18 protein-coding genes and 1 tRNA gene are annotated in these 20,936 nt (G+C 64.8%); 14 read left to right on the forward strand and 5 right to left on the reverse strand.

Annotation, left to right across the window (positions count from 1 at the left end; translation table 11 throughout):
* Positions 1–17: 17 nt before the first annotated feature.
* Together IWX78_RS10995 and IWX78_RS11000 are read left to right on the forward strand one after the other, a co-directional pair.
* Positions 18–953 (forward strand): 4-(cytidine 5'-diphospho)-2-C-methyl-D-erythritol kinase, encoded by a 936-nt coding sequence (locus IWX78_RS10995; RefSeq protein WP_196833565.1) that lies wholly within the window; start codon positions 18–20, stop codon positions 951–953.
* Between the two features lie 40 nt (positions 954–993).
* The gene (locus IWX78_RS11000) at positions 994–2,808 is read left to right on the forward strand and encodes an ABC-F family ATP-binding cassette domain-containing protein (protein ID WP_196833566.1); all 1,815 of its coding nucleotides are present in this window, start codon (positions 994–996) and stop codon (positions 2,806–2,808) included.
* A 148-nt stretch (positions 2,809–2,956) separates the two neighbouring features.
* Here the strand turns inward: IWX78_RS11000 and IWX78_RS11005 are convergent, their stop codons facing one another.
* Positions 2,957–3,160, reverse strand: coding sequence for a cold-shock protein (locus IWX78_RS11005; RefSeq protein ID WP_090712708.1), 204 nt, complete (start codon positions 3,158–3,160; stop codon positions 2,957–2,959).
* 326 nt (positions 3,161–3,486) lie between these two features.
* Between IWX78_RS11005 and IWX78_RS11010 the strand changes: the two genes are divergently transcribed.
* The 9 genes from IWX78_RS11010 to IWX78_RS11050 all read left to right on the forward strand — a co-directional run bounded on the left by IWX78_RS11010 (position 3,487) and on the right by IWX78_RS11050 (position 14,656).
* A complete protein-coding gene (locus IWX78_RS11010; protein WP_196833567.1) occupies positions 3,487–4,581 on the forward strand; it encodes a fatty acid desaturase family protein in 1,095 nt (364 codons plus the stop codon).
* A gap of 129 nt (positions 4,582–4,710) precedes the next feature.
* Positions 4,711–6,030, forward strand: a complete 1,320-nt coding sequence (locus tag IWX78_RS11015) for an extracellular solute-binding protein (protein ID WP_196833568.1) — start codon at positions 4,711–4,713, stop codon at positions 6,028–6,030.
* 14 nt (positions 6,031–6,044) lie between these two features.
* Entirely contained in the window at positions 6,045–6,992 is a 948-nt protein-coding gene (locus IWX78_RS11020; RefSeq protein WP_196833569.1) for a carbohydrate ABC transporter permease, read from the forward strand.
* Positions 6,989–7,891 (forward strand): carbohydrate ABC transporter permease, encoded by a 903-nt coding sequence (locus tag IWX78_RS11025; RefSeq protein ID WP_196833570.1) that lies wholly within the window; start codon positions 6,989–6,991, stop codon positions 7,889–7,891. The genes IWX78_RS11020 and IWX78_RS11025 overlap by 4 nt, the downstream gene beginning before the upstream one ends.
* A gap of 25 nt (positions 7,892–7,916) precedes the next feature.
* Positions 7,917–9,449 carry an arabinosylfuranosidase ArfA gene (gene arfA / locus IWX78_RS11030; protein ID WP_196833571.1) on the forward strand — a complete coding sequence of 511 codons (1,533 nt, stop codon included), beginning with the start codon at positions 7,917–7,919 and terminating at the stop codon, positions 9,447–9,449.
* Positions 9,450–9,928: 479 nt separating this feature from the next.
* Positions 9,929–10,831, forward strand: coding sequence for a MetQ/NlpA family ABC transporter substrate-binding protein (locus tag IWX78_RS11035; RefSeq protein ID WP_196833572.1), 903 nt, complete (start codon positions 9,929–9,931; stop codon positions 10,829–10,831).
* 78 nt (positions 10,832–10,909) lie between these two features.
* Positions 10,910–11,938, forward strand: a complete 1,029-nt coding sequence (locus IWX78_RS11040) for a methionine ABC transporter ATP-binding protein (protein WP_196833573.1) — start codon at positions 10,910–10,912, stop codon at positions 11,936–11,938.
* Between the two features lie 2 nt (positions 11,939–11,940).
* Positions 11,941–12,600: a methionine ABC transporter permease gene (locus tag IWX78_RS11045; protein ID WP_196833574.1), complete on the forward strand. Its 660-nt coding sequence runs from the start codon at positions 11,941–11,943 to the stop codon at positions 12,598–12,600.
* A gap of 85 nt (positions 12,601–12,685) precedes the next feature.
* Positions 12,686–14,656 (forward strand): BCCT family transporter, encoded by a 1,971-nt coding sequence (locus tag IWX78_RS11050; RefSeq protein ID WP_196833575.1) that lies wholly within the window; start codon positions 12,686–12,688, stop codon positions 14,654–14,656.
* Positions 14,657–14,691: 35 nt separating this feature from the next.
* On the opposite strand, the gene IWX78_RS11055 is transcribed toward IWX78_RS11050, so the two are convergent.
* Entirely contained in the window at positions 14,692–15,192 is a 501-nt protein-coding gene (locus tag IWX78_RS11055; protein ID WP_196833576.1) for a MarR family winged helix-turn-helix transcriptional regulator, read from the reverse strand.
* Positions 15,193–15,270: 78 nt separating this feature from the next.
* Between IWX78_RS11055 and IWX78_RS11060 the strand changes: the two genes are divergently transcribed.
* The 3 genes from IWX78_RS11060 to IWX78_RS11070 all read left to right on the forward strand — a co-directional run bounded on the left by IWX78_RS11060 (position 15,271) and on the right by IWX78_RS11070 (position 17,877).
* Positions 15,271–15,342 (forward strand) — tRNA-Gln (locus tag IWX78_RS11060).
* A gap of 79 nt (positions 15,343–15,421) precedes the next feature.
* Positions 15,422–16,861 carry a bifunctional UDP-N-acetylglucosamine diphosphorylase/glucosamine-1-phosphate N-acetyltransferase GlmU gene (gene glmU, locus IWX78_RS11065; protein ID WP_196833577.1) on the forward strand — a complete coding sequence of 480 codons (1,440 nt, stop codon included), beginning with the start codon at positions 15,422–15,424 and terminating at the stop codon, positions 16,859–16,861.
* A 38-nt stretch (positions 16,862–16,899) separates the two neighbouring features.
* The gene (locus IWX78_RS11070) at positions 16,900–17,877 is read left to right on the forward strand and encodes a ribose-phosphate diphosphokinase (protein WP_196833578.1); all 978 of its coding nucleotides are present in this window, start codon (positions 16,900–16,902) and stop codon (positions 17,875–17,877) included.
* Positions 17,878–18,078: 201 nt separating this feature from the next.
* Here the strand turns inward: IWX78_RS11070 and IWX78_RS11075 are convergent, their stop codons facing one another.
* From IWX78_RS11075 to gndA, 3 genes are all read right to left on the reverse strand, one after another.
* Positions 18,079–18,321: a hypothetical protein gene (locus tag IWX78_RS11075; protein WP_196833579.1), complete on the reverse strand. Its 243-nt coding sequence runs from the start codon at positions 18,319–18,321 to the stop codon at positions 18,079–18,081.
* A gap of 108 nt (positions 18,322–18,429) precedes the next feature.
* Positions 18,430–19,254 (reverse strand): CPBP family glutamic-type intramembrane protease, encoded by an 825-nt coding sequence (locus IWX78_RS11080; protein WP_196833580.1) that lies wholly within the window; start codon positions 19,252–19,254, stop codon positions 18,430–18,432.
* Between the two features lie 202 nt (positions 19,255–19,456).
* Entirely contained in the window at positions 19,457–20,914 is a 1,458-nt protein-coding gene (gndA, locus tag IWX78_RS11085; protein WP_196833581.1) for an NADP-dependent phosphogluconate dehydrogenase, read from the reverse strand.
* Between the last annotated feature and the right edge of the window lie 22 nt (positions 20,915–20,936).

Raw genomic sequence — 20,936 nt, forward strand, 5'->3', positions numbered from 1 at the left:
TGCGTTAGGTTGGAATCATGACCGCTTCCGAGGCCCAGACGTTCGCACACGCACGGGCTCCCGGGAAGATCAATGTCTTCCTCGCGGTCGGCGAACTCATGGATGACGGCTACCACGACCTCGCAACGGCCTACCAGGCGGTCTCGCTCTACGAAGACGTTCGCGCGTATCCTGCGACCGATTTTTCTGTCTCGTTTTCCGGCCCGATCGACACCTCATCTCTCGCCGTCGACGGCAGCAACCTCGCCATCAAGGCGGCCAGGCTGCTCGCCCGCAAGACCGGTCATCGGGGAGGAGTGCGCCTCGAGGTTGAGAAACGCGTGCCCATCGCTGGTGGAATGGGTGGCGGTTCGGCAGACGCCGCAGCCAGTCTGCTCGCCTGCGACGCTCTGTGGGGCACCGAAGTGTCACGCGACGAGCTGCTCACCCTGGCAGCGAAACTCGGGGCCGACGTGCCGTTCGCTCTGGCAGGCGGCACGGCCATCGGCACGGGCAGGGGCGACCGTCTCAGCCCCGCGCTCGCGAAGGGCACGTTCCACTGGGTGCTCGCCGTCGCCGAGTTCGGGATGTCGACTCCGGATGTCTATCGCGCCCTCGACGCCCATCGTGAACGGCATGCGCAGGACATCTTCCCGGCACAGGCCCAGCCCACTGTCGACGCGGAGGTTCTTCAGGCCCTTCGCGCCGGCGACGCCAGACAGCTCGCCGAGGCCATGCACAACGACCTCCAGGCGGCGGCACTGCACCTCGCACCGGGGCTCGGCACGATCCTCGAACTCGGTGAGCAGATGGGTGCACTCGCTGGCATCGTCTCCGGATCAGGACCGACAGTGGCCTTCCTCGCCCCCGATGCCGACACCGCCCTCGAACTCCAGGTCGGACTCAGTGCATCGCGGCTGAAGGTGCTTCGCGTCACCGGTCCTGTCCACGGCGCCCGTCTGCTGCACGACTAGCGTGTCAGGCGGCGTGACCGTCGGCGCTTAGTCTTGAGGGGTGGCCCATCTTCTCGGAGCGGAACAGCTCCACCTTGAATATCCGACCCGTGTGATCTTTGACTCCGTCACCGCCGGGGTGAACGAAGGCGACCGGATCGGTGTCGTGGGGCGCAACGGAGACGGTAAGTCGACTCTGCTGTCGCTTCTTTCCGGCCGGATCGAGCCCGACGGAGGCCGGGTGACCCGGCGCCGCGGCGTCACGATCGGCATGCTCGACCAGCGTGACGAACAGCCGGACGACCTCGTCGTGTCTCAGGCGATCGTCGGAGACGCCGAAGACCATGAATGGGCGGGCAGTGCACTCATCCGCGACGTCATCGCCGGACTCATCCAGGACATCCCCTGGCACGCCACGATCGGTTCGCTGTCGGGCGGCCAGCGCCGCCGCGTCGCCCTCGCCGCTCTGCTCGTCGGCGACTGGGACGTCATCTTCCTCGACGAGCCCACCAACCACCTCGACGTCGAAGGCATCGCCTGGCTGGCGCAGCACCTCAAAAAGCGGTGGTCACCGTCCAGCGGCGGGCTCATCGTCGTCACCCACGACCGGTGGTTCCTCGACGAGGTCTGCACGGCGACCTGGGAGGTGCACGACCGGCTCATCGAGCCGTTCGAGGGCGGATACGCCGCGTACATCCTGCAGCGGGTCGAACGCGACAGGATGGCCGCTGCGACCGAGTCCAAACGACAGAACCTCATGCGCAAGGAACTTGCCTGGTTGCGCCGCGGCGCACCGGCCCGCACCACCAAGCCCAAATTCCGAATGGATGCCGCGTACGAGTTGATCGAGCACGAACCCGAGCCCCGCAACGCGGTGGCGCTGGCCCAGATGGCCACCGCCAGGCTCGGCAAGGACGTGGTCGACCTGCTCGACGCCGGGGTGACCTACCCGGACCCCGAGTCCTCGACCGGGACGAAGACCGTGCTCAAGGACATCGAATGGCGGATCGCGCCCGGTGAGCGGACCGGCATCCTCGGTGTCAACGGCGCCGGTAAGTCCACGCTCCTCGGCCTCGTGACCGGGACGGTCGAACCGACATCCGGGCGGGTGAAGCGCGGCAAGACCGTGCGCATCGCGAGCCTGACCCAGCAGCTCGACGAGCTGAAGGACATCGAACACGAACGGGTGTCGGCGGTCGTCGGGATGCAGAAGACGTCGTACGTCACCGGCGACAAGGAGATGACGCCCGGGCAGATGCTCGAACGTCTCGGGTTCAGCAGCGCTCAGCTCTCAACACCGGTGAAGGACCTGTCCGGCGGGCAGCGCAGGCGGCTGCAGCTTCTGCTGATCCTGCTGGACGAACCGAACGTGCTGATCCTCGACGAACCGACGAACGACCTCGACACCGACATGCTCGCCGCCATCGAGGACCTCCTCGACTCCTGGCCTGGCACGCTCCTCGTGGTTTCGCACGACCGGTACCTCGTCGAGCGGGTCACCGACCAGCAGTACGCCGTCCTCGACGGTCACCTCAGGCATTTGCCCGGAGGTGTGGACGAGTACCTGGCGCTGCGCTCGGGCCAGGGCGCTGCAGCACTCATCGCGCCGCTCGCAGCCGACCAGCCGTCCGCATCCGCCTCCTCCCCGAAACTCGGGGGAGCGGAGCTCAGGAACGCGCAGAAAGAGATCGCGTCGACCGACCGCAAGATTCAGAAGATGCGGCAGCGGATCGTCGACACCCACGAAGCGCTCGCCACCCACGACCAGAACGACTACGTCGGACTCGGTGAGATTAGCGACCGCCTGCGCGGCCACGAAGCAGACCTCGCCGGGCTTGAGACGCGGTGGCTCGAACTCTCCGAGCTGCTCGAGTAGGGCGGCCGCGCGGGGCTCGGCCACCTCTCACCTCGGCGTTCACCTCAAGGTTTCACCTCAAGAAAAAAGCCGGCCTCCACGTTTTCACGTGAAGGCCGGCTTTTCAAGAATTACAGGTCAGCCGAAGCCGACGACGTAATCGTTGTGGTTACAGCGGGCGGATGTTCTCAGCCTGCAGGCCCTTGGGGCCCGTTGCGGTTTCGAATTCAACCTTCTGGTTCTCTTCGAGCGAGCGGAAGCCGCTGGAAGCGATGGCCGAGAAGTGCGCGAACACGTCGGCGCTTCCGTCGTCCGGAGCGATGAATCCGAAGCCTTTTTCTGCGTTAAACCACTTGACGGTTCCTGTTGCCATGATGATCTCCTTAGGAGTCTTGCGGAAATGACGACTGTCGCCATCCCAAATGCGGCGTACCTGTCCGCTCCTACAAGAAACGGCGGCTCTTCAGATGAAGGAACCGCCGTAAATCAATCACTGCGTAACACTACTACTGCGCCGCCAAGACTAACCCAGACTTGGAGCGAGCGCAAGCGCACGTGTCTTTCCGCTGAGTATATGCCGGTTTTAGTACTGTAATCAGACTGCGGCATATGTCCTCGCGTAATGTCGGGGCTATCCCGGGCACATGCCCGTTCACATCACGGCTGGGAAGTCGGGCCCATTATGTTTAGGGAGGTGCCATGACGCTCAGCGCGACCCTTGGCCCAGTACGCACGACCACCACGCGAATCGACGGCGCGGTCAACCCGACCGCAACGTTCGCGGCTCTGCTGAAGACCGTGCGCGAAGCCGGGCTTCTCCAGCGCCGCACCGGGTTCTACATGCTGGTGCTTTCGGCTCTCACCCTCGCCCTCGGTGGCCTGGTGACCGGCTTCATCCTGCTCGGCGACTCCTGGTTCCAGCTGCTCATCGCGGCCGGCCTCGGTCTGGTCCTGACGCAGTTCGCTTTCGTGGCCCATGAGGCCTCGCATCGACAGGTCTTCGAATCCGGCCCCGCGAACGACCGGCTCGGACGCATCCTCGCCGACGGCGTTGTTGGCATCAGCTACGCCTGGTGGATGACCAAGCACACGCGGCACCACGCCAACCCGAACACGGTCGGCAAGGACCCGGACATCGAGGTCGACACGATCTCGTTCATCGAGGAAGACGCATCGAAGGCCAAGGGATTCCTCGCCTTCATCACCCGTCGCCAGGGTTACCTGTTTTTCCCGCTCCTCACTCTCGAGGGCCTGAACCTTCACTTCCGCAGCATCCTGACGCTGTTCACGACCGAGAAGGTCGACAAGCGCTGGCTTGAGTTCACCCTCATCGGGCTGCGTCTCAGCCTGTACGTCGCTGTGCTCTTCATGTTCCTGCCGCTCGGAATGGCGTTCGCGTTCCTCGGTGTGCAGATGGCCGTCTTCGGCGTCTACATGGGCGCGTCGTTCGCCCCGAACCACAAGGGAATGCCGCTCATCGCCGAGGGAGCGAAGATCGACTTCCTCTCCAAGCAGGTGCTCACCAGCCGCAACATCCGCGGCCGTGGAATGAGCTACTTCATGGGCGGGCTCAATTACCAGATCGAGCACCACCTGTTCCCGAGCATGCCTCGCCCGCACCTCAAGCACGCCCGAGAGATCGTCATCGAGCACTGCAAGACGATCGGCGTTCCGTACACCGAGACCACCCTGGTGCGCTCGTACGCGATCGTCATCGACTACCTGAACCGGGTCGGCCTGTCTGCCCGTGACCCGTTCGACTGCCCGATGGTCAACCAGTTCCGGCGCCCCTGACCCCAGAGCAAATCGTCCCCCGCAGCATCCGTCACCGGTGTGCTGCGGGGGATTTTTGCATTCGCGAAGAAAAAGCTTGCGCCATTTCTACAACGCTGTAAAGTTGGGCAGGTTCACAAGGGAGTGCACATGACTGACCAGTTCAACCTGTCGCGACGGACCATTCTGCTCGGCGGCGCCGCCGTTCTCGGCAGCGCTTTTCTCGCGCCGACCCTGTCAGGCTGTGCCGCAGTCGGGGCAGGCGGCACCCGACCTCTCAAGTTCTGGCATCTGCTGTCAGGCGGAGACGGAGTCGTCATGGCCGGCCTCGTTGACGCGGCGAATGAGGCCAACCCGGAGTTCCGCGCCACCCAGACCGTGCTCGCGTGGGGAACTCCGTACTACACGAAGCTCGCCATGGCGTCGGTCGGAGGGCGTGCACCAGACGTCGCGATCATGCACGCCTCCCGGCTTCCCGGCTACGCGCCCGGCGGTCTCCTGGACCCCTGGGACGTCGGTCTGCTCGAGGAGTTCGGGGTGAGCGAACAGGACTTCCCTCCGCGCATCTGGGAGAAGGGCATCATCGACGGCGACCTGTTCTCGATCGCACTCGACGCGCATCCGTTCATCATGATGTACAACACCGACATCGCCGAGCAGGCCGGAGTTCTGGGCGATGACGGCAGACTCGTCGAGATCACCTCCCCGGAGCAGTTCATCGAGGTCGCATCGGCGATGCAGGCGGTGACGGGCAAACACGGTCTGTCGTACGGCTACCTCGGCGACGGTGCCCAGATGTGGCGCCTGTTCTACACCTTCTACAAGCAGCTCGGCGCTGACATGTCGCTCACCCCTGGCGAGCCCGCACAGATCGATAAGGATGCGGCGATCACCGCCCTCGATTTCATCAAGCAACTGCTCGACGGCACGGTCGCCGCCACCAACGGCGACTACGCAACGGCGGTGGCCGAGTTCGTCAACGGAGAGAGCGGCCTCTTCTTCACCGGGGTGTGGGAACTCCCGACAGCGGTGAACGCCGGGATCCCGTTCGACGCGCAGCCCATCCCGAACCTGTTCGGAACCCCGGCGGCGTACGCGGATTCCCACGCCTTCGTCCTGCCGCACCAATCGTCCCCGGACGAAGACCAGCGACGCGAGGTATACCGTTTCGTCTCCAGCATTCTCAAGGGATCGTTCGACTGGGCGGGGGCCGGCCACATCCCGGCCTACCTGCCGATCATCGAGTCGCCCGACTACGCCGAGCTGATCCCGCAAGCGAACTACGCCTCGGCTGCCGACGTGCTCAATTACGATCCGCCCGCCTGGTTCACCGGCTCGGGCTCGGACTTCCAGACCTACTTCGCCGAGCACGTCCAGGGCGTGTACCGAGGTGGGGACTCCGCCGAGGGCATCCAGGGATTCGAGCGCCGCCTCAACGTGCTCCTCGCCAAACCCAACCCGGTCGCCTGAGTAAGGAGCCTGCAATGACAACATCAGCACTCAGCAGCCGCGCGCAGGCGCAAGCGGGCCCGGCAGCCGCAGACACCAAACGCGCCAGGCAACGGTCGACGAACCTCGCCGGCTGGGCGTTCTTCGCGCCGTTCGGCATCTTCTTCGCGCTGTTCCTCGTCGGGCCGATCCTCTACGGCCTCTACCTCAGCTTCACTGGAACGACCCTCACCGGGGCCGGCGGTGATTTCGTCGGCTTCGCCAACTACGCCGAAGCACTCGCTGACGCCGACATGTGGCGGTCGATGCTCAACACGCTGTGGTTCACCATTCTCTCCACCATTCCGCTCGTGCTCGTCGCCCTCATCATGGCGCTTCTCGTCGATCTGGGATTGCCGGGGCAGTGGCTCTGGCGGCTGTCGTTCTTCATGCCGTTCCTCCTGGCCTCGACTGTCGTTTCGCTGTTCTGGATCTGGCTCTTCAACCCGCAACTCGGCCTCATCAACGAAATGCTCAAACCGTTCGGCGTCGAGCCGATCGCCTGGCTGCAGGATCCACAGTGGGCCATGCACGGTGTGGTCGTCGCGACAGTGTGGTGGACAGTCGGCTTCAACTTCCTGCTCTACCTCGCCGCGCTTCAGAACATCCCCGAGCAGCAGTACGAGGCGGCATCCATCGACGGGGCGGGCAAGTGGCGCCAGCTGTTCTCGATCACGATCCCACAGCTCGCGCCGACCACAGGGCTGATCCTCATCCTGCAGATCCTCGCATCGCTCAAGGTGTTCGATCAGGTGTACCAGATGACGGCGGGCGGGCCGGGTGGTGCAACCAGGTCTGCGGTGCTCTACATCTTCGAGACCGGCTTCACGGGCTACCGCTTCGGCTACTCTGCAGCGATCTCCTTCGTTTTCTTCGCCCTGATCGTTCTCGTCTCGATCATCCAGATACGCATCACCTCGCGAAACAGGGGGGCAAAGTCATGACCGCCGTCGACACGACCGAAACGACCGTCGAGGTCCCGGCCCGCCGGGCAGCGCCGCACAAGCCGGGGGAGCGCCGTTTCGGCGCAGGCAGGATCGTGGCCATCGCGGTCCTCATCCTTCTCGCGGTCGCCTGGCTGCTCCCGTTCGCGTGGGCCATCGTCACGTCGCTCAAGAGCGAAGCGGATGCCGGTGCGACGCCGGTCTCCTGGCTTGCTCCCAACGGCTTCACCTTCGAGGCATACGCCAACGTTCTCGCCGAGGGCAACATCCCGGTGTGGGCGATCAACAGCCTGCTGAGCTCAGTGGTGATCACGATCCTCACCCTCGGAACCTGCGCGCTGGCGGCATACGCCTTCTCCCGGATCGATTTCGCCGGCCGCCGCTGGCTCTACGTCGTCGTCATCGCGTCGATCATCATCCCACCGCAGGTGCTCATCATCCCGTTGTTCTACGAAATGCTCGCCTTCAACATGGTCGACACCTACTGGGGGCTCATCCTGCCGCAGGTCGTCGCACCGCCGATGGTGTTCATCCTCAAGAAGTTCTTCGACCAGATCCCGATCGAACTCGAAGACGCTGCGCGGGTCGATGGGGCCAACCGGCTCCGGATTTTCTGGACGATTGTCCTGCCGCTCTCGCGCCCGATCCTCTCGGCTGTGGCGATCTTCGTCTTCATCGCCGCCTGGAACAACTTCCTCTGGCCGTTCATCATCATCAACGACACGTCGCTGATGACACTCCCCGTCGGCCTGCAAACGGTGAAGAGCGCCTACGGGGTGCAGTACGCCCAGAACATGGCCATGGCGCTGCTCGCAGCAGCACCGCTCATCATTCTCTTCCTCTTCTTCCAGCGTCAGATCATCAAGGGCATCGCCACCACCGGCTTCGGCGGGCAGTGAGCGGCCTGCATCGAGAAAGGCAGTCATGACCCGCGCCCGAATCACCCTCGACCGCGACTACACCGTGGGCGACGTGCCCCGCCGGCTCTTCGGATCGTTCGTCGAACACATGGGACGGTGCGTCTACACCGGCATCTACGAACCGGGGCACCCGTCAGCCGATGCGGACGGCTTCCGTACCGACGTACTCGACCTCGTGCGCGAGCTCGGTCCCACCGTCGTTCGCTACCCGGGAGGCAACTTCGTCTCCGGCTACAACTGGGAAGACGGCGTCGGCCCGGTGGAGGACCGGCCGCGCCGGCTCGATGGGGCATGGCACACACTCGAGACGAACGCATTCGGGCTGCACGAGTTCATGGCCTGGTCGAAGCTCGCCGATGTCGAGGTGATGCAGGCCATCAACCTCGGTACGAGGGGAGTGGATGCCGCGCGGGAACTCGTCGAGTACGCCAACCACCCTGGCGGGACCTATCTGTCCGACCTGCGCAGGTCGAACGGTGCGGCCGAACCGTTCGACATCCGTCTCTGGTGCCTCGGCAACGAGCTCGACGGGCAGTGGCAGATCGGCCACAAGACGCCAGACGAGTACGGCCGTCTCGCGAAGGAGGCGGCGAAAGCGATGCGCTACGTCGACCCGACGATCGAACTCGTCGCCGTCGGAAGTTCGAACTCGGGCATGGCGACATTCGGCGAGTGGGAGCACACGGTGCTCTCGCACGCCTACGACGAGGTCGATTACATCTCGATGCACGCCTACTATCAGGAGTTCGACGGAGACGCCGCGAGCTTTCTGGCGTGCGCGCTCGACATGGACCACTTCATCGAGTCCGTGGTCGCGACTGCGGATGCCGTCCGTGCGCGCGGGCGGCACTCGAAACGCATCAACCTCTCCTTCGACGAGTGGAACGTCTGGTACCAGAGCGGACGTGACACGGAAGACCAGCTGCACCGGGTGCAGGAATCCGGCTGGAGGGAGCATCCGCGCCTGATCGAGGACGAGTACACGATGACGGATGCCGTCGTCGTCGGCACGTTGCTCAACTCACTGCTGCGGCACGGTGACCGGGTGAAGATCGCGAACCAGGCGCAGCTCGTCAACGTGATCGCGCCGATCCTCACCGAGGAGAACGGGCCGGCCTGGCGTCAGGCCATCTTCTGGCCGTTCGCGCGGATGGCTGCTCTCGCTCGCGGGCGGATCCTCAGCGCGCGCGTGGCCGCCGACCGGATCGAGACGGCCAGGTATGGCGACGCGGATGTGGTGGACGTGAGTGCGACCTGGGATGAGGAGAACTCGCGGGTCGCGTTGTTCCTCGCCAACCGCAGCCTCGATGACGCGGCTGAGGTCGAAATCGCTCTGCATGGGTTCACGCCCGAGCACATCGTGCGGGCCGAGGTGCTCGAGGCGCCAGACGACGCGGATCGGAACGTCTCCAACACGAAGGATGCCGAGCGCGTGAGACTTCAGCCTCTCCGGGGCGTCACCGTGTCGGACGGGGGAGTGGCGCTCCGGCTGCCCGCCCTGTCGTGGGCAGTGATCGAGGTCGACGTCGCCGTCTGACATCCGCCCCCATTGTGCGGACGACGGATTGAAGGTTGCTCGGACGACAAATTCAGGAGATTCTCCCGACACGCCGTGGTGAGAGCGTTCCCATCCGGAGTGTCGTCATGAATCTCCTGAATTTGGGGCACTCTCCTGAATTTGGGGCACTCTCCTGAGGTTGGACTCAGCGAAGTGCGGAGACCAGAGTGCGCAGGGCACTGAATTCATCGTCGTGCGCGCGCGGATGCCGTCATCCGCCGGTCATGAGCGCGGATGCCGCTCCAATCGAAGTTTCTGAGGATGCTCCCCGAATCAGCGGAATAATCTATTACAGAACGTGACGTACCGCTTCGCTATTTGGAGATTTCCCAGCTATTTTGGTTCTCGTGCCAGCGTCGACGCGGCGCAGCCCCTCCACTCTTTTCCTCCGGGAATTCCCGGTGTTCGCTGTGCCCGCCCCCGGCTCTCCCGCCACACATCGAAGCAAAGGAAACACAGTGAAGAAGACGTCCCTCAAGAAGAGCATCCTGGCCTCGCTGGCCGTCGTGCCGATCGCCGCGCTCCTCGCCGGCTGCGCTGGCCCCGCCAGCGAGTCCACCGAAAGTGAAACGGAAACGGTCAAGATCGGCGTCGTGGGCGCCAGCGACCCGTACTGGGAGATCTACGTCGACGCCGCAGCAGACGAAGGCATCACCGTCGAGCTCGTCGACTTCTCGGACTACAACCAACCGAACCCCGCGCTGGCCGAGGGAGAGGTCGACCTCAACCAGTTCCAGCACATCATCTACCTCGCCGACTACAACGAGGCCAACGGACAGGACCTCGTTCCGGTCGGTGCGACGGCCATCTACCCGCTCGGCCTGTACTCGACGCAGTACGAGAACGTCGAAGACATCCCGGATGGTGCAACGGTCGCCGTGCCCAACGACCCGAGCAACCTCGCCCGTGCCCTCCTCGTGCTGCAGTCGGCCGACCTCATCACCCTCGACGGAGGCGGCAGCGCGTACTCGACGATCTCGGAGATCGACGAGGCGGAGTCGCGGGTGAAGGTCACCGAACTCGACCCGACCCTGACCGCAACCTCTCTTCCGGACGTCGCCGCGGCGATCATCAACAACGACTTCATCGTCGACTCGGGTCTCGAGGCGACCGATGCCATCGCGCAGGACGACCCGTCTGATCCCAACGCCCTCCCGTACGCCAACATCTTCGCGGCCCGTGCCGAGGACAAGGACAACGAGACCTTCAAGAAGCTCGTCGAGATCTACCAGAACACGCCGGCAGTGACCGAGGCCGTCATCGAGCACTCCGGCGGAACAGCCGTGATGCTGACCACGCCGGTCGACGACCTCGTCGCGTCGTTGAAGACGGTTCAGGAGCAGATCGCCGAGCAGGGCTAACACCCGTTTCAGCCCGATCACAGCGGAGGGCGCCGGAGCAGTGCTCCGGCGCCTGTCCGCGTCAGCGAGAGGAACACCGTGAGTATCGTCAGCATGACGGATGTCGTCAAGAGCTACCCGGCAGCCGCCAAGGGAGGCGCCCCCGTCGTCGCAATCGACGGTGTGACTCTCGAGGTCGAGAAGGGTGAGGTCTACGGGATCATCGGCTACTCCGGTGCAGGCAAGTCCACTCTCGTGCGACTGGTCAACGGCCTCGAGAAGGCGACATCGGGCAGCATCGTCGTCAACGGAACCGAGATCACCTCGCTGCGTGAGCGGTCGATGCGCGCCGTTCGCGGAGACATCGGGATGATCTTCCAGCAGTTCAACCTCTTCAACTCGAAAACGGTGGCCAGGAATGTGGCGTACCCGCTCGAGGTAGCCGGAAGACCCGCTGCGGAGATCACGGCCCGGGTGGCCGAGATGCTCGCCTTCGTCGGGCTGAGTGACAAAGCGAAGAACTACCCCGACCAGCTCTCCGGCGGGCAGAAGCAGCGGGTGGGCATCGCCAGGGCGCTGGCCACCTCACCCTCACTGCTGCTCGCCGACGAAGCGACGAGCGCCCTCGACCCCGAGACGACGAGCGAGGTCCTCGGCCTTCTCGACCGGGTGAACAGGGAACTCGGCGTCACCATCATTCTGATCACCCACGAGATGGACGTCATCCGCAGTCTCGCCACCAAAGTGGCTGTGATGGACGGAGGGCGGATCGTCGAACGGGGCGACGTGTTCGACGTCTTCTCCCAGCCGCAGAATCCGGCATCCGCCCGGTTCGTCTCCACCGTGGTACAGGGCATCCCGTCGCCGACCGACGTGGCCACCCTCAAGGTCCGCCACGACGGCAGGATCGTCACCTTCTCATTCCGGGACGGCAACGACTCGCAGGCTCAGGTCTTTCTCGATCTCGCCGCCGCAGGCATCCGGTTCGAACTCGTCTACGGCGGAATCAACGACATCCGCGGCCGGGCTTTCGGACACCTCACCCTCGCTCTCACCGGTCAGGATGCCGCGATCGATGCGACGCTCGCCCGAATAGCCACCCATTCAGAAGTGACGGAGGTGCGCTGACCATGGACAAGCTCATCGACCTCCTTCCCCTGCTCGGCGAGGCAGCATGGGAGACGTTGTACATCGTCGCCGCCAGCCTCGTCTTCGGCGGAATCGCCGGACTGTTCATCGGCCTCGGCCTGTACGTCACCCGAGCCGGTTCGATCCTCGAGAACCGGGTCGCGTTCACAGTGATCAACGTCTTCGTGAACATCTTCCGGCCGATTCCCTTCATCATCTTCATCGCGGCCATCCAGCCACTCGCCCGGCAGGTGCTTGGCACCGGCATCGGAAACGGCGCCCTGATCTTCGCCATCTCGATCGGAGCGGCATTCGGCATCAGCCGCATCGTCGAACAGAACCTGCTGACCGTCTCACCCGGGGTCATCGAGGCGGCGCGTGCTGCAGGAGCGGGCCCGTTCCGGATCATCCGCACCATCCTGCTGCCTGAAGCGCTCGGGCCGCTGATCCTCGGATACACCTTCGTCGTGATCGTGATCGTCGACATGACAGCCGTCGGCGGATACATCGGCGGCGGAGGTATCGGTAACTTCGCCATCCAGTACGGGTACCGGCAGTTCAACCCGATCGTGACCTGGGCGGCGGTGCTCGTCGTGATCATCTTCGTGCAGCTCATCCAGTTCTTCGGCAACTCGCTGGCCAGAAAGATCATGCGTCGCTGAGCAGCCGGTGCCCCGTCGCCGCTTTCGACGGCGGCCGGGGTGACGACTAGCATGGTGGGTCTCTGACCGCCGACACCGGGGAACCATGCCTGCAGACACGCAGAACGAATCACCGACCGAGCACCCCAAACCGACGAAGGGCGCTGCGAAGCGCATCCTCAGTGAACTGACCGAGGCCGATGTCTCGGTTCACCCGGCCCTCATTCCGGGAATCGGGGTGGAGGACACCGGCCGCACGTTTCCGACCAACTGGTGGGTCTTCGCCATCGCCGGGGTCTTCGTGGTCGGCTTCATCGGATGGGGCCTGATCGACAGCCCGGGCATGGGCGCCGTCTCATCGGGGGCATTGACCTGGGTCTCCACCAACTTCGGCTGGCTGTTCTCGCTCCTCACGATCTTCGTATTCGCCTTCATGATGATCGTCGGGTATTCATCGACCGGTCACATCCGTCTGGGCTCAGACGACGAGAAGCCGGAGTACTCCTTCGTTTCGTGGATCGCGATGCTCTTCAGCGCCGGCATGGGAATCGGGCTGCTGTTCTTCGGACCCTACGAGCCCCTCGAGTACTTCACCAACGTGCCACCGGCGTTCGACGTCGATCCGGGGAGTCGCGACGCCATGCACAGCGCCATGGCACAGACCATGTTCCACTGGGGGCCGATGGCATGGGCGTACTACGCGCTCGTCGGCGGTGCGATCGCCTACTCGGCGTATCGTCGTGGGCGGTCGCCGCTCATCTCGGCGATCTTCGATCCGATCTTCTCCGACCGCACCAAGGGCGTGTTCGGGGCGGTCATCGACATTTTCGCGATTATCGTGACGCTGTTCGGAACCGCTGTCTCTCTCGGCATCGGAGCGCTGCAGATCGGCCGGGGCATCGAGGTCGTCGCCGGCGTCGGTGAGCTGGCCAACACCGTCATCGTCGGCATCATGGTCGTACTCACCATCGCATTCATCATCTCGGCGGTCTCGGGAATCAAGCGCGGCATCCGCGCCCTGTCGAACGCGAACATGGCACTCGCTCTGTGCCTCGGCCTCTTCGTCTTCATCACCGGGCCGACCCTGTTCCTGCTCAACTTCATCCCAGCCGCAGGCGTGACCTTCTTCGAGGACCTGGGGACGATGCTGCAGCGATCCGCCGCCGAGGGGCCCGAAGCGGCCGCTTTCATGGAGACCTGGACCACGTACTACTGGGCCTGGTGGGTGTCGTGGACGCCGTTCGTCGGAATGTTCGTCGCGAAGATCTCCCGCGGACGGACGCTCCGGGAGTTCGTCACCGTCGTCATCGTCGTGCCGTCCCTCGTGTGCCTGGTGTGGTTCGGAATCTTCGGGGGCACCTCGATGTGGCTCCAGCAGACGGCCAGCGCGATGGATGCCGCCGAAGAGAGCCAGGACATTCTCTTCGTCGTGCTCGACAACCTGCCCTTCGGTGTGATCACCTCGGTCGTCGCCATGCTGTCCATCGTCATCTTCTTCATCACCAGCGCCGACTCGGCGTCGATCGTGATGGGCTCGATGACCCAGCGCGGGCGCCCGGAGCCGTCGCACTGGGTGACCATCGTGTGGGGCCTCGCCCTCACCGGCATCGCCGTGACCCTCCTGCTCGCCGGTGGCTCGGAATCACTCAACGCCCTGCAGGCGCTCGTCACCGTCTCGGCCCTGCCGTTCGCCGTCGTGCTCATGCTCATGATGGTCGCGTGGTGGCGTGGCCTGCAGACCGACCCGTACATCATCCGTCGAAAGTACGCCCGCGTCGCCATCGCCGAGGGTGTGCGTGCCGGGATCGAGAAGCACGGAGACGACTTCGTCTTCGCGGCAGGAGAAGTCGCTCCAGAGCAGGGAGCCGGAGCATGGCTCGACACCGAGAACCCTGCTCTGAGCGACTGGTACGAAGAGGCTCGAACCGGCGCGATCGACGTGATCGACACCGATGCGGAGATCTCACCTGGCGCGATTCAGGAGAGTGGGCGAGAGCGCCCCGACCACGTCGCATCCGGTGACACCGCGACCACCGTCGAACGCAAGCCCGGTGACCCGGCCGACGACAAAGCCTGACCTGTGCAGGCCGCCGCGAGGGCGGTCAGGGCCGGTCAGCCCTGGTCGAACCCCATGCTGAGCTTGCGGAGCAGGGCAGCGAGCCTCAGCTGATCGGCGGTCGACAGCGCTGACAGCAGCTCGGCCTCTGCGTCGACGAGGCGCGTGATGGCCGCGTCGACCCGGGTCAGGCCGGTACCGGTCATCACGACAAGGATCCCGCGACCATCACCCGGGTCTGCCTTCCGTTCGACGAGACCGGATGCTACGAGCCGGTCGATCCTGTTGGTCATCGTTCCGCTAGACACCAGCGTCTGCTGGAGAAGTTGCTTCGGGCTCAACGTGTACGGGTCGCCTGCCCGGCGAAGTGCGCTCAGCACGTCGAACTCCCACGACTCGAGCTTCGAGCGGGTGAACGCCGTGCGGCGGGCCCGGTCGAGGTGGCGGGTGAGGCGGCCGACCCGGGACAGGACCTGCAGGGGAGCGAAGTTGAGGTCGGGTCTTTCGTGCTGCCAGGCCTCGACGATGCGATCTACTTCGTCGTTGTCTTCGGGCATGCGTCCATTATGGCGGCTGGCCGGCGGCGGGCAGTTCAGGAAGTATCTGGCAGACTTGGTTCCTGCACGCGAGTGCGGTCCGCCTTAGTGTAATGGCAGCACGGCAACCTTTGGAGTTGTTCGGTCCAGGTTCGAGTCCTGGAGGCGGAGCGGAGAATCCCGGCCACACAGGACCGGCACGACAGACCACCATCAGGGCTCGCGCCCGCCGCACTCTCGGGGAGAACCTGTGCCAGACACCAAGCTCGCCATCGTCATCCTGGCCGCAGGCCAGGGAACACGGATGAAGTCCTCGACACCGAAGCTGCTGCATCCGATCGCCGGTGTGCCGCTCGTCGGGCACGTGCTCGCGACCGCCAGGGCGCTTGACGCCGCCCACGTCGTCGCCGTCGTCCGGCACGAGCGTGACCGTCTCGTCGAGGTGATCACCGCCGAGCTCCCCGACAGCATCATCGTCGACCAGGACGACGTACCGGGCACCGGCCGCGCCGTCGAGCAGGCGGTCGCAGCGCTTCCCGCCGACTTCGATGGTGATGTGCTCGTCGTCAACGGTGACGTGCCCCTTCTCGACGCCGAGACGCTCGCCTCGCTCGTGACCAGGCACCGGGATTCCGGAACGGCTGCGACCCTGCTCTCTGCGATCCTCGATGATGCGACCGGGTACGGCCGCATCATTCGCGGGAACTCCGGCGGACTGGACTACATCGTCGAGCAGAAGGACGCGTCAGAGGCGGAACTCGCGGTGCAGGAGATCAACGCCGGCGTGTACCTCTTCACGCTGGGTACGCTTCGTGCGCAACTCGCCAATCTCACCACAGACAACGCACAGGGCGAGAAGTACCTCACCGACGTGGTCGGCCTGCTCCGGTCAGCGGGCGGAGGGGTCGACGCCATCCCGGTCGCCGAGCCATGGCTCGTCGAGGGGGTCAACGACCGCGCGCAGCTGAGCGTGCAGGCCTCCCGCCTCAATGCCCTGATCGTGCGTGGCTGGCAGCTGGCCGGAGTCACCGTCCAGGATCCTGCGTCCACCTGGATCGACCTCACAGCGACCCTCGCACCGGATGTGACGCTCAAGCCGGGCACGCAGATCCTCGGAGCGACCGTGATCGAGACCGGCGCCGTGATCGGCCCTGACACCACCCTTGTCGACTGCGAGGTCGGGGAGGGCGCCGAGGTGAAGCGCACAGACGCGACCCTCGCCGTGATCGGTGCCGGGGCATCCGTCGGACCGTTCTCGTACCTGCGCCCAGGCACGCTCCTCGGCGCGGACGGCAAGATCGGCGCCTTCGTCGAGACGAAGAACGCGAAGATCGGCACGGGCTCGAAGGTGCCGCATCTCTCCTATGTCGGCGACGCCGAAATCGGAGAAGGCTCGAACATCGGCGCCGGGAGCATCTTCGCCAACTACGACGGCGTGAAGAAGCACTCTTCGGTGGTCGGCTCCCACGTGCGTACCGGGTCGCACGGCGTCTTCGTCGCTCCGGTTAGAATTGGCGACGGAGCGTACACCGGTGCTGGAACGGTCGTCCGAAAGGACGTCCCGGCCGGATCACTGGCCATCAGCGTCGCCCCGCAGCGCAACATGGACGGCTGGACACAGTCCCACCGGCCAGGCACGGCAGCAGCCCAGGCGGCTGAGGCAGCACAAACTTCTCACGAAGACAACTAAGCAGCAAACGCCGACGGTGTCGGCAGGAAGCAGGGGTCGTGTCGGGCATTAAAAGCAGTGGAGTGAAACGACTCGTTCTCGTGTCAGGCCGGGCGCACCCACAACTGGCCATCGACATCGCTTCGGAACTCGGTTCTGAGCTCGTCCCGACGGATGCCAGGACGTTCGCGAACGGGGAACTCTACGCCCGCTTCGACGAGAGCGTCCGGGGCAGTGACGCCTTCGTCATCCAGTCCCACACCGCCCCCATCAACGAGTGGCTGATGGAACAGCTGATCATGGTCGACGCGCTCAAGCGGGCATCGGCGAAGCGCATCACCGTCGTCGCACCGTTTTACCCGTACGCCCGCCAGGACAAGAAGGGCCGCGGCCGCGAGCCGATCTCGGCTCGCCTTGTCGCCGACCTGTTCAAGGTGGCCGGTGCCGACCGCATCATGTCGGTCGACCTCCACGCCGCCCAGATCCAGGGCTTCTTCGACGGCCCCGTCGACCACCTCTTCGCGATGCCCGTGCTTCTCAACCACTTCCGCGAGAAGCTCGACCCCGAGACGCTCACCATCGTCTCTCCCGACATGGGTCGGGTGCGCGTCGCCGACATCTGGAGCGACAAGCTCGGCGTGCCGCTTGCCATCATCCACAAGCGTCGCGACCCGCTGGTGCCGAACCAGGTTTCCGTTCACGAGATCGTCGGTCAGGTCGAAGGGCGCGTCTGCCTGCTCGTCGACGACCTCATCGACACCGGACGCACGATCGTCCGCGCGGCCGAGGCGCTCAAGGCTGCCGGGGCAATCGGCGTCGTCGTCGCTGCCACCCACGCGGTCTTCAGCGATCCGGCAACCGAGATCCTGCAGAGCGACTTCATCGACTCGGTCGTCGTCACAGACACGTTGCCGATCCCGGAGGAAAAGCGCTTCGAGCGCCTCACCGTGCTTCCGATCGCACCGCTGCTCGGTCGTGCTATTCGTGAAGTGTTCGAAGATGGCTCGGTGACGAGCATGTTCGACGGTGCCGCGTAGAACGCTCTGTGCGATGACATAAGGAGGGGGCGGGATATCCCGACTATCCCGCCCCCAAGAATCTCCGGAATGCCACGTCGTCCGGGTGCTCTCATTAGCACCTAAGCGAGGCAACTCGGGGGAGGTTCTTCTGCTGTCCATGCTAGGTCCGATTCCCCGTGGTGCACACGGGGTTGACAGTCTGCCAGGAACGACCCTCTCTCAGCGGCCCGAGAAGCCTCCGCCGTCCGCCGCGGCGATCCGGGTGCTCTGCTCGATGAGCTCGTCCTCGGAGATGGCGATTCCGGCATCCACGAACCGCTGACGGAGAGCGTCGAGAATCTCGGCCTGGTCGTGGCCGCCGAGGTCGGCTTCTTCCTGTACGAGGATGCCGGCGACTTTGTCCTCGATGGGCTGCGGGTGCTGGTCTTCCACGGGGGCGTTCTGGGTGCTGTCGTCGGTCATGGGATCTCCTTCACGGTTGGGATCCCCATTGTCCTCCGTCGACAGGCGCAGGCGCACCGATCGGGGGCGCACCCGGACGATTCCCAGATCCGCGGCTGAGGTCGGGGCTCAGTAGAGGAAGATGGCCAGCCATTGCGGGTTGTGGGCGTGCAGGAGCACGAGGAAGAGCACCAGGTCGAAGAGCAGGTGCACGCTGACGATATAACTCAGCGACTTGGTCTGCTTGAAGATCCAGCCCTGCACCAGTGCGAACGGGAAGATGAGAAACGGTCCCCAGGAGTGGAAGCCGAGTTCCCAGAGGAACGAGGTGAACAGCACGGCCTGGATCAGGTTTGCCTGCCAGTCAGGGAAATGCCGCCGCAACAGGGTGTAGCAGGTGCAGATGAAGAACAGTTCGTCCCAGATCCCCAATGCGTTCGTGCCGAGGAAGAGCCGCCCGATCTCGGCGGGTTCGGATGCTGCCGGCCAGTTCTCGTAGACGCCCGTTGGGATCATGTAGATCGGCAGCAGGATCCAGCCGAGCACGAGCACGGCGATGAGGTACCACCACTCGACCTTCGTCCAGCGCTGGCCGGTGGCGACGGGGAATCGGATGGCATGGTCGCGGTAGACGAACCGGGAGACCAGGTAGGGGACGAGGACAGCACCGGCGAGGGCGAGGCCCATGACGACCATGTGTTCCCACGAGATGTCGGTGTTGATCTCGACGAGGCTGATGATGCCGAGCCCGGCGGCAATGAGCAGCAGATCCTTCGCGAGGGCGCGGTTGACCACCACAGCGGCGACAAGCGCAGCGAGGAGCACGACGTAGCCGCCAGGACGCCAATGCAGACCGAACAACAACAGCCCGGATGCCGCGAGCAGTACTCCCGGCAGCAGGTTCCAGCTGGCTGCCCGCCTGGTATCCGGGCGGATCGTCAGATTCGTCGTCATGGTGCCTTCCGGGTTCGGGCGATACGTCAAGGGTACCGGTACCACCTCGCCGCTGACCTGAACGCCCGACAGGATCCGGTGTGCTCAGATCGCCGGATTCTCCTGTCAGGCGTGCATCCGGAGCAGAATCTCCTGTTGAGCGGCAGCACGAAGATCGGGCCCCCACCGCTGCAGCGGAGAGGGCCCGAAGAGCCGGCCCTGCCTAGTGGCTGTCCGTTGCCTGGATCTCGCTGCGGTCGCCGGACCACAGCGTGTGGAAGGTGCCAGCAGCATCGGTCCGCTTGTAGGTGTGAGCGCCGAAGAAGTCGCGCTGACCCTGCACGAGGGCGGCCGGGAGCCGCTCAGCGCGCAATCCGTCGTAGTACGACAACGACGAGGAGAACGCCGGAGCAGGGATACCGGACTGAGCCGATGCGACGACGACGCGACGCCAGGCATCCTGAGCGCCGGCCATCGCGTCAGCGAAGTACGGAGCGGCGAGCAGGAGCTTGAGGTCGGGGACGGCCTCGTACGAGTCCGCGATGCGGTTGAGGAACTGGGCACGGATGATGCAACCGCCCCGCCAGATCTTCGACACGGCGCCGAGGTCGATGTTCCAGCCGTATTCGTCAGCGCCGGCCGCGATGGCGTCGAAGCCCTGCGAGTATGCAACGATCTTCGAGGCGTACAGCGCAAGGCGGACGTCTTCGATGAAGGCGTCCTGATCGTCGACGGTCCAGGTGTCGCTCGGTCCTGGCAGATCGGATGCCGCGTCACGCTGCTCCGGGTGCGACGACAGACCGCGCGCGAACACGGCTTCGGCGATGCCGGAGACCGGCGTTCCCAGGTTGAGCGCGGTCTGGACAGTCCACACCCCGGTGCCCTTCGAACCGGCCTGGTCGACGATGACGTCGACGAGAGGCTGACCGGTCCTGGCGTCGACCTGGCGCAACACTTCTGCGGTGATCTCGATGAGGTAGCTTTCGAGCTCACCCCTGTTCCACTCGGCGAAGACCTCGGCGATCTCGGCGGGGGACTTGCCCGTACCGCGGCGGATCAGGTCATACGCCTCGGCGATGAGCTGCATGTCGGCATATTCGATGCCGTTGTGGATCATCTTGACGAAGTGGCCTGCGCCGTCTGTTCCGATGTGCGTGACACACGGCTCACCTTCGGCGATCGCAGCGATCGACGCGAGGATCGGGCCGAGGGTCTCGTAGGCTTCGGCGGAACCGCCCGGCATGATCGACGGCCCCTTGAGCGCGCCTTCCTCGCCACCGGAGATCCCGGCACCGACAAAGTTGATGCCCGTCTCACGGACCGCCTTCTCGCGACGGATCGTGTCGGTGAACAGCGCATTGCCGCCGTCGACGATGATGTCACCCGGTTCGAAGAGCTCGGTCAGCTGGTCGATGACCGCGTCGGTGCCCCTGCCCGCCTGCACCATGATGATCGCGGTGCGGGGCTTCTGCAGCGACGCGACGAAGTCCTCGATCTTCTCCGAGGCCACGAAACCGGCCTCGGGGTGCTCGGTGATGAGCGTGTCGGTCTTGGCCCATGAACGGTTGTAGACCGCAACGGTGTTGCCCTCGCGGCTGGCCAGGTTCCTGGCCAGGTTCGAGCCCATCACCGCCAGCCCGACGACGCCGATGTTGGCCTGGGCCTGTGATGTATCCGCCATGGAGGTCTCCTCTTGTGGTGAG

It is taken from the genome of Mycetocola sp. CAN_C7 (assembly GCF_015752285.1).
In the GTDB taxonomy this organism is placed as follows: domain Bacteria; phylum Actinomycetota; class Actinomycetes; order Actinomycetales; family Microbacteriaceae; genus Mycetocola_A.